10 protein-coding genes and 3 pseudogenes are annotated in these 15,347 nt (G+C 49.1%); 9 read left to right on the forward strand and 4 right to left on the reverse strand.

The genetic code is table 11. From position 1 onward, the window contains the following. The first annotated feature begins 53 nt into the window (after positions 1-53). The 9 genes and pseudogenes from rfbB to ABH912_RS29845 all read left to right on the forward strand — a co-directional run. Positions 54-1,132 (forward strand): annotated as a pseudogene (gene rfbB / locus ABH912_RS29805) (dTDP-glucose 4,6-dehydratase). After that, positions 1,129-2,022, forward strand: coding sequence for a dTDP-4-dehydrorhamnose reductase (gene rfbD / locus ABH912_RS29810; RefSeq protein ID WP_033055803.1), 894 nt, complete (start codon positions 1,129-1,131; stop codon positions 2,020-2,022). The pseudogene rfbB and the gene rfbD overlap by 4 nt, the downstream one beginning before the upstream one ends. Continuing rightward, complete coding sequence (gene rfbA, locus ABH912_RS29815; protein WP_033055802.1) at positions 2,019-2,909, forward strand: glucose-1-phosphate thymidylyltransferase RfbA; 891 nt, start codon at positions 2,019-2,021, stop codon at positions 2,907-2,909. Before rfbD ends, rfbA begins: the two co-directional genes overlap by 4 nt. Before the next feature lie 419 nt (positions 2,910-3,328). Continuing rightward, positions 3,329-4,384 (forward strand): LPS O-antigen chain length determinant protein WzzB, encoded by a 1,056-nt coding sequence (locus tag ABH912_RS29820; protein WP_033055801.1) that lies wholly within the window; start codon positions 3,329-3,331, stop codon positions 4,382-4,384. A gap of 1,750 nt (positions 4,385-6,134) precedes the next feature. Continuing rightward, complete coding sequence (locus ABH912_RS29825) at positions 6,135-7,397, forward strand: flippase (RefSeq protein ID WP_156363907.1); 1,263 nt, start codon at positions 6,135-6,137, stop codon at positions 7,395-7,397. 4 nt (positions 7,398-7,401) lie between these two features. After that, positions 7,402-8,574, forward strand: a complete 1,173-nt coding sequence (locus tag ABH912_RS29830; protein ID WP_033055795.1) for a hypothetical protein — start codon at positions 7,402-7,404, stop codon at positions 8,572-8,574. Further along, the gene (locus ABH912_RS29835) at positions 8,564-9,499 is read left to right on the forward strand and encodes a glycosyltransferase family 2 protein (protein ID WP_050482785.1); all 936 of its coding nucleotides are present in this window, start codon (positions 8,564-8,566) and stop codon (positions 9,497-9,499) included. Before ABH912_RS29830 ends, ABH912_RS29835 begins: the two co-directional genes overlap by 11 nt. 85 nt (positions 9,500-9,584) lie before the next feature. Further along, entirely contained in the window at positions 9,585-10,670 is a 1,086-nt protein-coding gene (locus tag ABH912_RS29840; RefSeq protein ID WP_033055793.1) for a glycosyltransferase family 4 protein, read from the forward strand. A gap of 294 nt (positions 10,671-10,964) precedes the next feature. After that, a pseudogene (locus tag ABH912_RS29845) lies at positions 10,965-11,280 on the forward strand (transposase domain-containing protein); the annotation flags it as partial. Positions 11,281-11,382: 102 nt separating this feature from the next. Here the strand turns inward: ABH912_RS29845 and ABH912_RS29850 are convergent. From ABH912_RS29850 to ABH912_RS29865, 4 genes and pseudogenes are all read right to left on the reverse strand, one after another. Next, positions 11,383-12,567, reverse strand: coding sequence for an acyltransferase family protein (locus tag ABH912_RS29850; protein ID WP_033055790.1), 1,185 nt, complete (start codon positions 12,565-12,567; stop codon positions 11,383-11,385). 248 nt (positions 12,568-12,815) lie between these two features. Next, positions 12,816-13,022 (reverse strand): annotated as a pseudogene (locus ABH912_RS29855) (transposase domain-containing protein); the annotation flags it as partial. 158 nt (positions 13,023-13,180) lie between these two features. Further along, positions 13,181-14,305, reverse strand: coding sequence for a glycosyltransferase family 4 protein (locus tag ABH912_RS29860; RefSeq protein ID WP_429512453.1), 1,125 nt, complete (start codon positions 14,303-14,305; stop codon positions 13,181-13,183). Continuing rightward, positions 14,298-15,338 carry an NAD-dependent epimerase/dehydratase family protein gene (locus ABH912_RS29865; RefSeq protein WP_033055786.1) on the reverse strand — a complete coding sequence of 347 codons (1,041 nt, stop codon included), beginning with the start codon at positions 15,336-15,338 and terminating at the stop codon, positions 14,298-14,300. Before ABH912_RS29865 ends, ABH912_RS29860 begins: the two co-directional genes overlap by 8 nt. Positions 15,339-15,347 lie beyond the last annotated feature (9 nt).

A 15,347-nucleotide genomic window follows, 5' to 3' on the forward strand; every position in this document is an offset into this window, starting at 1 on the left:
TTAGACAGTGCTCGGTTGGCGGTCCTGTCAGTAACTCAAGGGTATGGTTTCGCGTGAAAATTCTAGTAACCGCGGCGGCGCCGGGTTTATCGGCTCGGCAGTCATTCGTCATATCATCTCCAACACTACCGACGCTGTCGTTAACGTCGATAAGCTTACTTACGCCGGTAACCTTGAGTCATTGGCCGAAGTTAGCCAGAACTCGCGTTACGTGTTCGAGCGCGTCGACATCTGCGACCGTGATCAGGTCGACCGCGTCCTGCGTGAACACCAACCGGATGCAATCATGCACCTGGCCGCGGAGTCCCATGTTGATCGCTCGATCTCTGGTCCGTCTGAGTTCATCCAGACCAACATCATTGGCACTTACACCCTGTTGGAAGCTGCGCGCCACTATTGGGCTACGCTGGATGAAGCGCGGAAAGCCAACTTCCGCTTTCACCATATTTCGACTGACGAAGTTTACGGAGACCTCGAAGGTCCGGAAGACCTCTTCATCGAAACCACGCCGTATCAGCCAAGCTCGCCATACTCCGCCAGCAAGGCCAGTTCCGATCACTTGGTTCGCGCCTGGAGCCGTACTTACGGCTTGCCGACCCTGGTCACCAACTGCTCGAACAACTACGGCCCATGCCATTTCCCTGAGAAGTTGATCCCGCTGATCATTCTCAATGCACTGGAAGGCAAACCGCTGCCGGTCTATGGCAAAGGTAATCAGGTCCGTGATTGGCTCTACGTCGAAGATCACGCCCGCGCACTGTACAAAGTCGTGACCGAAGGTGTTATCGGCGAGACGTACAACATCGGTGGTCATAACGAAAAACAAAACATCGAAGTGGTGCATACCCTGTGCGCACTGCTCGACGAACTGCGTCCCGATTCTGCTTACCGTCCACATGCCAGTCTGATCACTTACGTTCAGGACCGCCCGGGTCACGATCAGCGTTACGCAATCGATGCCGGCAAAATTCAGCGTGAGCTGGGTTGGACGCCGGAAGAAACCTTTGAAACCGGCATTCGCAAAACGGTCGAGTGGTACCTCAACAACACTGAATGGGTCGCTCACGTAAAGAGCGGTAGCTACCAGCAGTGGATCGATCAGAACTACGCAGATCGTTCGAACAAAGCATGAAAATTCTTCTGCTAGGAAAAAACGGCCAGGTAGGCTGGGAGCTGCAGCGCTCCCTCGCACCACTGGGTGAGTTGATCGCGCTGGATCGCCATGCGGTCGATGGATTGTGTGGTGATCTGTCTGATCTCGACGCCTTGCGCGCGACGATTCGTCAGGTCAAACCCGACATCATCGTCAACGCCGCGGCCTACACCGCTGTCGATAAAGCCGAGTCCGAGACCGAGTTGGCCGACCGTGTGAACGGTCAGGCAAGCCAGGTCATGGCCGAAGAGGCCACGACCCTGGGTGCTTGGCTGATTCACTACTCGACCGACTATGTCTTCAGCGGCCAGGGTTCTGCTCCGTGGCAAGAGTCGGATGCAGTCGCCCCGGTGAATCACTACGGCGCCAGTAAACTGGCCGGTGAACAGGCGATTACTGCGTCGGGTTGCAAGCATCTGATCTTTCGCACCAGTTGGGTCTATGGCGCTCGCGGCAACAACTTCGCCAAGACTATGCTGCGTTTGGCCAAGGATCGCGAAACCTTGAGCGTCATCGCCGACCAGATCGGAGTCCCGACGGGGGCAGACCTGATTGCCGACGTGACCGCGTTGGCCATTCAGCAAGTTCTGCAACGTCCCGAGCTGTCTGGCTTGTATCACTTGGCGGCCAGTGGCGAAGTGTCCTGGCACGGCTATGCTAGCCATGTGATCGGTTTCGCCCAAGACAACGGGGAGCAGCTCGCCGTATCGGCGATCAATCCGATTGAAACGACGGCTTATCCAACACCTGCGCGCCGCCCTCTGAATTCACGTTTGAATACTCAGAAGCTGCGTGACAACTTTTCTCTACACTTGCCGGATTGGCAAAGTGGTGTAACCCGAATGCTTAGGGAAGTTCTGAATAAATGAGCACGACAAATCGTAAAGGCATCATCCTCGCTGGCGGCTCGGGTACGCGTCTGCATCCGTTGACCCTTGGCGTGTCCAAACAGATGCTGCCGATCTACGACAAGCCGATGATCTTCTATCCGCTGTCGGTGCTGATGCTTGCGGGCATGCGTGAAGTCCTGATTATCTCCACGCCTGAAGACTTGCCATGTTTCCGTAAGTTGCTGGGTGATGGCAGCCTGTACGGCATCAAACTGACCTATGCCGAACAACCTAGTCCGGATGGTCTGGCACAAGCCTTTATCATTGGCGAAGAGTTCATCGGCGAAGACCCTTGCTGCCTGATCCTGGGCGACAACATCTTTTACGGTCAGCATTTCTCGGACAACCTGCGCTCAGCCAGCTCTCAACAACATGGCGCTACCGTATTCGGCTACCACGTCTCCGATCCGGAACGCTTCGGTGTTGTCGAGTTTGACAAAACCGGTCGCGCACTTAGCATTGAAGAGAAACCGCTGAAGCCAAAATCCAACTATGCAGTAACCGGCCTGTACTTCTACGACAACGATGTTGTTGAGATCGCTAAGAGCATCAAGCCGTCCGAGCGTGGCGAGCTGGAAATCACCGACGTTAACCGTGTGTACTTGGAGCGCAAGACGCTCAATGTCGAAATGCTGGGCCGTGGTTTCGCCTGGCTCGATACCGGAACCCATGATTCGCTGCTGGAAGCCAGTCACTTTGTGCACACCATCGAACAGCGCCAAGGTCTGAAAGTGGCTTGTCTGGAAGAGATTGCCTACAACAATGGTTGGATCACTGCCGAGCAGCTAGGCGTTCAAGCCAAAGCGCTCAAAAAGACAGGCTACGGTCAGTACTTGGAAAAGCTACTGGAATCGCCTTCGCAGTAAGACGATTGCGTAACCTTTTGGGACAGCAACCTTCGAGCGCTTTTTAGACAGGATTGGCATACTAGTAATGCATGTATCTGTGGATGATGCGAAAAGGTGTGTGTAATGCGGGCTAATCGCGCTGAAACGGCGCGATTAGAAGGAAAATCGTCTGTTAATAACAGAAAAGGCCTGAATGTCTACCGATTAAACATTTTTGAGTCTGGAACAGGGGTTAAAGATCGGTTGGTATTTCAGATCTTCCTTAGGGAGGCAGTTACCAATTTCGATTTATTTGCTCATGGCGCTGTTGGGGGATAACTGGTCTTCTGCGCGGGATGCTAGCAGTCTGGAAGATCACCAGGAAGGCCTGCAAGCTAATTATTGGACTACTCCCGACAAAAAAGAGTGGTTGGAATCTAAGAAGGATACCGTGATAAATGCGCAACAACCGAGCTGAGGCTAGGCCTAACGATGAAATTGACCTGATCGAGGTCATTCAGGGGTTATGGCTACAAAAGTGGCTGATATTAGCCATCGTTATGTTATTTGCCTTAGTTGGTGGAGTTTATGCTTTTCTTGCCAAACCTGTATATGAGGCTAAAGTTTTTGTCGTTCCCCCGACACAGAAAGATATTGCCGATTTAAACTATGGGCGAACGAGAGAGTCGGAACTGGAACCTTACAGCGTGAAATACGTATATGAGGTTTTCTTGCGTAATCTTCGAGCTGAATCACTGCGTCGGGATTTTTTTGAAGAGTACTATCTCCCGTCCCTTAATGAAGCAGAACGCACCGATTCTCAGGATGGTCTTTATGACCGTTTCTCCAAAGATCTGACTATAGCGCTTACTGATAAAAGTTCTCCGGATCGTTTTTCGTTGGCGATGCAAAGCACTGATCCGGCCAAGGCTGTAGAGTGGGTAAAGGCTTATGTGGAAAAGGCCAGGGTGCTAGCTGTCGGGGAAGTGGTCGGGAGTGTCAATAGAGAAGCTGAAGTACGTGCGCGAAATCTTGCGCAACAGATAAATGCGCTGCGAGAAAGTGGTGAAAAAGTTCGCGAGGATCTCATTACACGGTTGCGCGAGGCTCTGCGAATTGCCGAGGCTATTGGTTTGGAAAAGCCTCCAATCATAAAGGGGGGGTTGTCGAGCGAAGTGTCGGCCAATGTGGATGGCGAGATGACTTATATTCGTGGTACCAAGGCGCTCCAGGCTGAAATCAAAAACCTTGAAGAGCGAAAGTTAAACGACCCTTTCATTAAAAGTCTTCGGGCTTTGCAGGTGAGGTATTCCTTCTACAAGGATTTGTCTGTAAGTCCGAATGATGTGGTGGTTTTCCGTGTAGATGGACCGATTGAGACCCCAGATAAGCCAATCAAACCGAAGAAAACATTGATTTTGGCGGTGGCAATACTGCTGGGCGGAGTTATTGGTATATTTGTAGCCATATTCAGAACCCTATACCGTCGCAGTCGTGAACTACGCTCGGTTTAGGAATTCGAGAAAGACATTTTTGGGTTAATGGCGGCGATTCTAGTGTATCGCGAATCGCCTCCGGTCCAAGTCAATGTAATACCGAGGAGAGCATCACCATTCTGGTGATGCTCTTTCAACGACTCACGCTGCAAGCTGTTGCTACTTCCTAAGCTGACATCCCCGCACCCTTAGTCGTGAGATCAGGCGCAATTCGCGGTAGCCTGACTATGACGCCATCCGAGCCGCAAGCAGGGCTTCGGCATGTATCTCGCTTTCAGAAGTGTTTGTTTCAGACCTGAGCTGTGTCAGGTGATCGTCGAGATGCTTCGTGTTGGCTAGTCACCGCAACAAATCCCCGCGAGCTAAGTAGCCTCTAACCCGGCCAACCCGAGCGACGTGTGATTCAAGAAAGGAACGACCTCGCTATCTATGCCCAACCACGCCGAGATCTGAAGCGTTATCTGATTAGCTATTTTCGTCAGGCTGACGGCAAGCGTTATGAGGGCCAATAATCGCTAAGCAGTTGCAAAAATGGTCGAATGTACGAGCCGCTATGTAATTCTCGTCAAACGCGAAGTCCCCGCTGCCGAGGCGGCGGCGCAAGCCATTGTCAGGAGGGATATCTTGGATGGCGCCCTCGATCTTAAAAACCATGATGCTTGATCAATTCAGCGAAATGGCCCGCGATGCGGAAAAGCACAGCGGGAACAGATATGAAGATTTTTTCACTAACCCCACACTCACCTTGTGTAATCTGGCTGCAATAAAAATACGAATGGTTTGTTTTCTAAGCAACTCAAAAAAGCACTGAACTCTCTCTGGTAATGTAGGCAACTCTGGATGAGCTAGCTGATTTGCTCAACACCAGACCCCACCAGATACAGCGCGAGAAAACTCCAGTTTAGGTGCTGGTGGATTATCTTCATTTTCGCGACCAACAAGATTGAAACAAAATAGATCGGTAAGACCAAGCCCTGCACTCCGTCTAGCTACCTGGGAGAAACATCGCTAATGAGTGTTGCTCAAGTGTAGTTTCAGGCTCTCACATAGGCGATGCAGGGGCGAAGCCACTGTTTCGGCGGCGAGGGGGCTTGATTCTGGCTAATCCCTTGGTGGTGGAAATTGCGCTTTTTCCGGTAGACTTGGCTCATTGAGGCGACCATTGATCACGATTTTTCGGAAGCGGAAGCGGGATCGCGTTCAGTTTCGTTAGCAAGCTCAGAGTAGTTGCTGACGGTCGCACTTGCTCCTTGAGATCGCCAGTGCCATGCTGAGCAATGCACAGCTGAGATAGGAATACTTCGTCGTAATGAATATTAGCTATGACGCCCTTGCAACAAGCGATTTGAGAAAAGTATCTCAGAATACCGGCATACACCTTTTGCTGCGCATGCGTTGGTTGCATGAGCGCATCGATCAGCCTCTACATCGCTGTGAGGGAGGCGGACCGAGTGTTTTTGGGAGCGGAAGCACTGAGCGGACTACTAATAGCTTCATCAACTCCCATATGTCTCGCTATTCATTTGTAATTTTTTGAGAAAATCAATGCTAGGGTATAATCATGATGTTGACATTTATGCAGGGGTTGATAAATCAATGGCTTGGTATTTGTCACTCATGAGTTGATGCTGAATAGATCCGTAAAATATTTACTATTTGAGTAGTGGCCGAGTGTACTTGGTTCATGTTTTTTTATCCAAGCGTGCTGAATTGATAATACTTAGCATAGCTATGGGCTCGTTGCGTAATGTGTCCACACGAGGTTGCAGTGCACTATAAAAATATAATTTGGAACCTGCTAGGCCTCAGCTTGCCTCTGCTTATAGCTGCTCTGACTGTTCCAAGCTTGATTTCGGTAATAGGCACTGAGCGCTTTGGTTTTCTGGCGCTTGCTTGGGGGTTAATTGGCTACGCCGGGGCGCTTGATCTAGGGGTTGGTCGTGCAGTTACACAAAGACTTGCATCCCTCAGAGGGAGGGACAACGAAAATGAAATCCCCGATGTTATTAGCACCGCAGTCCGGATCACGATGGTTGTAGGCCTTGTAGGGTTCATACTGATCGTATTGGGAAGCTGTCTCGGTGGGTATAATTTCGTACCGCGGCAGACTGTTAGTGCCATGGAGGTTCTGATTTCTTTGCTGCTATTGGCAGTAGCTATACCAATGCAAGCAATCAGTGCAACTTATCGCGGTGTGAATGAGGCCTATCTTAATTTTAAAAATATTAGCTTCTTGCGTGTTGCTCTCGGTGCGGCAAATTTTGGTGCTCCATTTCTGGTTGCGCAAATTACTACTCAGCTGTATTGGTTGATCGCAACATTGGTGCTTTCTCGAGCGGTCGCATTGTTTATGTATAAGAAGTTTGCTTACCAATGCCTGCCAAATGGCGAGGATGACAAAGGCAAATTTTCTAAAGTGCAAGCCAATAAACTCCTCACGTTTGGAGGTTGGGTCACGGTTAGTAGTGTTGTTAGCCCGTTTTTAGTACAGGCCGACCGTTTTTTCGTCGGGATGCTGATATCCGCTGCGGCGGTAACTGCTTATGTGATTCCTTATGAAATAACGGTGCAGGCACTGGTTTTGGTTGGGGCGATTACTACGGTTGCATTCCCGGTAATTGCTGGTTTCCTGCAAGAAGATATAAATAAAGCGCATCATAATTTTAATCGATGGCTAGTGAGGGTTTCGCTCATCATGTTCTGCGTGATGGGTAGCATTGCATTTTTGATGCCTTATATCTTGAATCTTTGGGTCGGACAATATGTCTCGGAAGAATCGACCTGGGTGGGAAGGATTCTTTGTGTTGGCGTATTTTTTAATTCTATTGGTTCAATGTATTATTCGTTTTTGCATGCGTCTGGCAGATCTAAAGAAACCGCTATTTTGCACCTGATTGAGTTGCCTGTGTTTGTAGGGGCCCTATATATACTAATTACGAATTTTGGTGTTGTAGGGGCTGCATTAGCATGGACCTTTCGGGTTGTTTTTGATGCGGTAGGTCTCTTCTGTTTTACTAAATTTAAGCGGTGAAGGTGTGTTGAAGATCGGGCTTTCAAAATACCTCGTGTGTTTCGTAGTTGGCATGATTTTGTTGGGCTTTAGCACATCCCCTGAGGATGGAGGGGTGCTGAGTTTCGGTACGCCTTTTTTTATCGCCTCAATGCTTACGTTCATGCCGGTTATTATTCGCTATTGGGATGAAATGGAATGGAGTTTTTTTATTTTTCCATTCATCCAAATATTATTGATTGTGGTGATGACGGCTTTATCTTTTAACCCGTTTCAGTCATCGGTAAGGGCTTTCTTTAACGTGGTTGGTTTTGTCATTTATTTAGGGTTGATTTGCAGTGTGCTACGCCAGTTGTTATCGGTCCAGGCGCTTGCTAGGATTTTAATATGCTCTGGCGCGGCGCTGGCGGTGTATTTCATTGTCAATTTTTTCTTAAGTTCTATGGAGCTTGGTATTCAACAGGTCATACTTGAACGATATGTTGGGGGAGCCATGTCCCTCCCTTGGGGGGCTAGTAATACAATTGCGCAGGTTTTACTGCTCTCAGCTGTGTCGTACACAATTTTGGATGAACGTCGGAAATCTGATTTTTTGATGTTTTGCCTGATTGCGGTAGGTATATGTTTGACGTTTTCTAGATCAAATATGATTTTGTTATTTTTGTTGTTTTTTGTTGTTTTCAGGGTGCGCCAACTTCTTGTGGCTGGTGCCATTTTAGGTTTTGTACTTGGTGTTTTCTTTGCGTACATGGTGATATTTGTTGGTTGGGATTTATCCGGGTTTGACGCTTTTTTGTCGTCTAGGACGGATGTTGAGGTGTTGGCAACCGGAAATGGACGCTTACAAACTCTTATAGAAAAAATTGATTATTTGACAGAGCACCCTTTTGAACCAATCGGATATTACTCATCACTTTTTTACTTTGAACTATCTGCACACAACTTTTGGATGACCTCATTAATCGAACAATCACTCGCCGCGGTTTTGGTTTCTTTGTGCTTCTTTTTTTTCGTAGGGCGTACAGTGTTTCGTCGTGACCGAAAGGTGTTCTTCGGATTCTTGATCATTATGATGGCGTTGATGGTTGAGGATCCGCACTTTACTCAGCAGTATATTACTAGCTTCTGGGTGTATTTAGCCTTGCTGGTTAGTTTTGGCTGCACTGAAAAGGACATGGGTGTTGAAAGTGAGTCATAAAATTGATGTAGTTATTGTGAATTGGAACTCTGGCGATCAAGTTTTGCAGTGTGTGTCTTCAATAGGTCAAGGTGGTGATAGCGATCTAGCGCGAATCATCGTCGTAGATAATGGTTCAACGGATGGTTCGGAAAAACTGTTGCTACCTTTGACGGATGTTGAGTTAATCAAGGCCGGTCGGAATCTTGGGTTTGGAAAGGCTTGCAACTTGGGTGCAAGGCATGGAACGGCGGAGTATATTCTTTTTCTCAACCCAGACGCGGCCGTCTTTCCGGCATCGCTACAATCAGTACTAGACTATATGGAACGCTCAGACAACCAGGATGTTGGTGTCTGCGGAGTACAGTTGAAAGACGAACATGGTGAAATTTCACGTAGCTGCACCAGGTTTCCAACTGTATCAGGCTTTCTTGCACACACCGTTGGCCTTGATCACTTCATTCCCAAGCTCGGTCATTTTATGAGGGAGTGGGATCATGCAAGTGATCGCTCTGTTGATCATGTGATTGGGGCCTTTTATCTCATCCGGCGTGAGATTTTCGAGCAGTTGCAGGGTTTTGATGAAAGGTTCTTCGTATATTTGGAGGACCTTGATCTATCACGAAGAGTTAAAGCCAAGGGTTGGAGAATAGAATTCCTGAGTAATATTCAAGCCTTCCATAAAGGTGGGGGGACCTCTGATCAAGTCAAGGCACGACGTCTGTTTTACTCGCAGCGTAGCAAAATTATTTATTCGTATAAACATTTTGGATATTTGGGAGCGACATCGATCCTTTTGAGTACGTTGTTGCTCGAGCCACTATCGCGTACAGCGATTTCAATTTTGCGTGGATCATTATCATCTATCAAGGAAACCTGGATCGCCTACGGGTTACTGATTAGTTGGCTGCCTGGATGGATTTTCAAGGGGCGGACATCGAACTGATTCCGGATAATTGCTACATGCGCCTCGGTGAATCGGGTCGCCATACACTTTGCCCTTATGCTTTTTAGGCGAGATATAGTTAAGTATGAAAGTTTTATTATTGTCAAAGTATTCTAGATTAGGGGCGAGTAGTCGTCTTCGCTTTCTTCAATATATACCCTCTCTTGAAGAGGGCGGCGTTGAAGTAGTCGTTCAATGCTTGTTTGATGATACCTATCTTAAAAGCCTATACAGTTCGGGCAAGCGTCCAGTTCTTCGGTCTGTGTATTGCTATCTGGTGCGTTTTTTTGCCCTTTTTACCGTTCGTAAATACGATGTCATCTGGATAGAAAAGGAGGTGTTTCCTTATTTCCCGGCGACAGTAGAGAGAATTTTGAGGGCTTTTGCTCCGCCCTATGTTGTGGATTATGATGATGCAATATTTCACAGTTATGATCTTTCCTCTAATTCACTGATTCGCAAAATTTTGGGCGGAAAAATCGATGTCGTAATGCGCAACGCTCAATGCGTGATTGCGGGAAACAATTACCTTGCCAGTCGTGCGACTGCGGCAGGCGCCAAAAATGTTGTTGTAGTTCCCACTGTGGTCGACAAGAACCGGTATTTGGCCAAGCGGGATGCTAGTGGTCAATCGCTCATTATTGGTTGGATAGGTTCACCTTCGACACAAAAATATGTAGTCGCGATCCGGCAGACGCTTCTCAAGGTGTGCAATGAATTTGGAGCTCGCGTCTTGCTGATGGGAGCCACGCCCGAGATTGTTAACGAGCTACCTGGGATTGCCGTAGAGGTACGGCCTTGGTCTGAGGACAGTGAGGTCGACTTCATACGACAAATAGATGTAGGCATCATGCCGCTGGTTGATGGTCCCTGGGAGAAAGGTAAGTGTGGCTATAAACTGATTCAGTACATGGCTTCCAGTGTTCCCGTAGTTGCTTCTCCGGTGGGCGTGAATATCGAAATTGTCGACGGAAATCAATGTGGGCTGTTAGCCGATAGCTTAGCGGAGTGGGAGTCGTCTTTGCAGACGCTATTAGGCGATGCTGATCAGCGACTACACTATGGCCGAGCGGGGCGGGTAGCGGTAGAAAATAAATATACTTTGCACGTTCAGGTATTGGCTCTGAATAAAATATTTGGCGGAGTAGTTGGGGGGAGGACTAGCTTATAGGCGGACTTATATTTACGCTTTCAGTTTTTCGTAATAAGGTTTTTAGCGTGAGCGGGATTGAGATGAACGAGCCGGTCTTAATTAGTTGGAGATCTGGGGGGCGATTCAAACGTTGCATACGTTTCGAGTCAGCATTAGTTGTTGCAGGCGACATCGCCCGATGTTACTGACGAGGTGATTGTTCTGGCGGTGCAGGAACTGTACTGGCTACCGGATGGTTTCGACCTCTGGCGCAACCGCGCTCATCAGGTTTTGACACCGCGATTCGTAGCCTGATTCGGTATAATCCAGGGCATGATTTCCATGCCCGAAAACCTCCCCGATGATCCTGAATTGCTCAAACAAAATGTTTGCGAAGATGCAGTCCAGAGTCGCTTTTCTCGAAGAAGAAAACGCGCTGCTGTGTCAGCGCCTGTTCGGACGTAAGTCCGAGCAAACGGCTGATCAGGCAACGCCGCAGTTGGTCCTGTTCAATGAGGCAGAAAGCGTCGTAGAGCCCATCGATGACTCCGCTGAAGAGGACGTCGTTGCGCCGACCCCACGGCGTGGCAAGCGCAAGCCGCTGCCGGCCGATCTCCTTCGTATCGAAGTCATCTACGAACTGCCCGACCTGACTTCATGCCCCGGTCCCTAAACGCCGAGTAATCCTCGTTTTTACTATCCTTCGTCTATTGGGTCCGTGATTGATGGGTGAGTACTAGGGGTATATAACTCAAGATGTTACTTGTCTCTCAGTTAAGATTTTTCGTGCTGTTGAATTTACCTGCTTAACCCACCAATCGTCAAATATCGATAGAGGAAATGCTAGCGCAATTGAAGAAGTGGCGGTAATAATAAATACGATTATTAGACTTAGTTGATGGTTGGTTCCGTAAGTTGTCAGCGCAAGATAAGCGTAGCTTGATAATGAGCAGATTATAAGAGTATGGATAAGATAGAGTGGGAAGCTGATTTTTCCAATGAATCTTAAAAATCTACCGTTCAGGCTCTGAAACAATTTTTTATTGGTCATGGTGGCGAATATTATGCAGGCAGAGCCAAGTGTGTGGAGTATTGTTTGTGTGTTTTTCTTGAAAACCTCTGGGGTGAGTGAAGCCCATGCATATGATTTCTCAGGAATCATATACCCAAGCATATAGAGTCCTAAGATGATGAGTACGATGGAAGCTCGGAAGGAGATTTCTTTCCTGTTTTTGGCTAAATACGAGGAAACAAATGTGCCAACAACAAATGGGAATATAAGGTTGTTGTAGAATAGTGCTGATATTGAAATGACTAACAAGGCGTAAATTAAAAAGCGATAACCGAGTATTAAAGAGATAAAGCATGCAAGCATATAGACAAAGATGCTGCCGAAGAACTCTGGTTTCATGGTCCAGAGATTGCTGTTGTAGTTGTTTTCTCCTGTGAAAAAGGTTGTAATTCCTTGTGCTAGGGCGTCGAGAAATCTTGGTTCAAACTCTGGAGTCAACCCATTAGCAAACGCTTCAAGCCATAGGCTCGAACTAAGTTGTGAGGCTTCATGAAAATAATACAGGTTAAGTTTAAATAAAATATAACTTGCGATAGTGGTGATCGTTACAGTAGCGGCCAGTCTCGGAAATCTTTTAATGAACGCCAAAAAAAGTTTTTGTGGGTTTTCATGATTGAAATAAGACCAGCACAAAACAAACCCGGAAAGTGTAAAGAAAAATGCGACAGCCGCTGTGCCGTTAAAGAGTGCAAAAAAGGGCTGTCCTATTAGGCTGTCTTTATTTCTTGTTTTCTCCATCAGCCCTGTTGTGTATGGGGAGAATCCCAAGAAAAAGTGATGAATAAGCACAATAAATGCAGCTATTCCTCGGTAGGCTTCAAGAGGGATTAGTCTATTGTTTCCGTGTTCCGTTTCTGCTGGCATGTCAGACCTTGAGTGTACCTTGAGTATTTATAGTTTAAACTCAAGGGTCGAATGATAAATGCATTTTATTGGTTGGGTTAGCTCGGCGCTTTTCAGGGTGATTGTCGCGTCCACCGTCTAACTATGCCACTCTTTTTAGAGCTTTTGCTATCGATCCGAGTTTACCAATACGGTACCGATCGGCCTCCAGTTACGAGTCCGACTGTAAGCGATCCATGAACCCACCTATTCTAAAATACGCGGCACGCTTAGTGAGGCGATGCGAGCGAGCAGTTCCAAGGAAGCAAGGCTTCGTAATCTTCAACCGAGGTTGCCTATGGCAGGCGCTTAGGTGCGTGGCGCAGCCACGCATAGGGTTCATGGCCGTTGGGTTTAGCCGTCTCGACAAAACTGTTAAGTTGAGCGCTGGCCATCGCGCCTTTGGGCGTGTCGTTGAACTGCCAGTTCGACGAACCCGCGTCGTGCGTGTGCCCACCAGTCTAAATGTTCGACACCGGATTACGCGCTCAAGGCGTTATAGCCAGCGTCATCATCGGTCATCAGGTAGCCGCGATAACCTTCGAGCAGGCGCGACGGCGTCGGATGCTAGCGTGACGCCGGACCAGGCCATTTATCAGTTCTCCAACTCCATCGCTCCGATCATGGCAGCGTTCACTCGATGTACATCATACTTTTGCTCCGCAAGTTCGCGACTTATACGCCCCATCTGCTCGCGCAGCTCGCTTGAGTCTGCCAGGCGGGCCATCGCTTTTGCCAGATCGGTCGAGTCGCCGGGCCTAACAAGTATGCCATTGACCCCGTCTTGTACCGTTTCACGACATCCCGGTGCATCGGTAGTGATGATTGCTCGCCCGCTGGACATTGCTTCGAGCACTGAGCGTGGTGTGCCTTCACGGTATGAAGGCAGCACAAATACGCTACAGGCAGCGAGGTAAGGCTTCACATCGCTGACCGCACCGTGATACTGGACAATCCCTTCTTTTTCCCAGCCGGCAACAACACTTGCATTAATGCCCGATGGGTTTGAGTCCAGTGGTCCGACTAAATGGAAAACCACTTGCGGGTGAGTAGATTTCAGTGCGCGAGCGGCCTCCACATACTCAATTACGCCTTTATCGCGTAGCAGTCTGCCCACAAACAAAAAAATTGGCTGGGCCGGGAGGGGGGCTACGGGGAAGCGATCAGTGTCGACTCCAGAGCCATTGACGATCCAGGCCGGAATGGCTGCCTTGAAAAGTCCTTGGTCTTTGAAGAGCTGCTGGTCATCCGGGTTCTGGAAAAACAGACCATTGGCAAAGAGCAGTCCAAACCGGTACAAGCCCGATGCGACGCGATTCAAGAGGCGGCGACTGAAGCTTGCATCGACTTCGGTAAACGCATAACCAAGGCCGGTAATGAGCGCGTAACGCCGCTTGACTCCCGCCAGGCGCGCCGCAGGCAAGCCGTAGATCACCGGTTTGATTGTATAGGCGAGCGCCACGTCGGGCTTTATTTCGCGCAGACACCGGCTGAGCCGCAGCAGGTAGTGTAGATCGGCAAATGGATTCATCCCGGCACGTGCCATTGGCACAACATGGTATGCAATCCCTTTTTCGGCAAGTCGCGTTCGCACTGAATCATCATCTTCGGGTGCTATGGCAGTAACTTCGTGGCCATTAGCCCGCATCGCATCCAGAAGTTCCCCGCGAAAACGAATCAGCGATTCGGCGAGCCCGGCAATGACGACAATCTTAGACATGCTTGCCTACGTGAGTTGTGTAATAGGTAGCAGAGTCCTGCAGGCCCGCGGCGATACGATGTGTTGGTGCGTAACCGAGCAAGGATTGCGCCTTGCTGATATCCGCCTGGGAGTGACGCACATCGGCAGCTCTAAAATCACGGTACACAGGGCTCACATCCTTGAGCTCAGGCTTTTTTGCACTGGCAAGTTCACGGATATGGGCAAACAGGTCGTTCAATGTGGTGCGGTCGCCTACAGCCACGTTGAACACTTGGTTCACAGCTTCGGTTTCTTTTGTCGTAGCCGCCAGGATATTGGCTTGCACAGCATTGGCCACGTAGCAGAAGTCACGGCTGGTTTCGCCGTCTCCGTTGATATGAATGGGTTCGTCGCGGAGCAGGGCGCCAAACCATTTTGGAATAACTGCTGCATACGCACCATCCGGATCCTGTCTTGGGCCGAATACGTTGAAGTAACGCAGTCCGATGGTCCCCAGTCCATAGCAGCGCGCAAACACGTCTGCGTACAACTCATTTACATATTTGGTGACTGCATAAGGCGAGAGTGGCCGACCAATCCGATCCTCGACCTTAGGCAGGCCGGGATGATCGCCGTACGTAGAGCTTGATGCAGCATAGACGAAGCGCTTGGCGCCAGCGTCCCGGCTGGCAACGAGCATGTTCAGGAAGCCATCGATATTCGTGCTGTTGGTGCGGATCGGGTCTTCCAGCGAGCGGGGTACGCTGCCCAGTGCTGCCTGGTGAAGAACGTAGTCAACGCCTCCTGCCAGCGCGCGTTGGCAGTCTTCCAGTTTACGGATGTCACCTTGCACAAACTTGAATTGTGCCCAGGCTGTATCGGAAACGGCCTGCTGCACCAGGTCAAGGTTGCGTTGGTGGCCGGTCTCGAAGTTGTCCAGACCAATCACGTTCTGATTGAGCTGAAGTAGCGTCTCAAGCAAATTCGAACCAATGAAGCCGGCCACACCAGTAACGAGCCAAGTGCGCGGCGAAGCCACTAGCTCTTGACGCAAAGTTTCGTAAGTATTCATGCGATTCTC

The organism is Pseudomonas sp. BT76 TE3572, assembly GCF_050435365.1.
GTDB lineage: Bacteria > Pseudomonadota > Gammaproteobacteria > Pseudomonadales > Pseudomonadaceae > Aquipseudomonas > Aquipseudomonas fluorescens_W.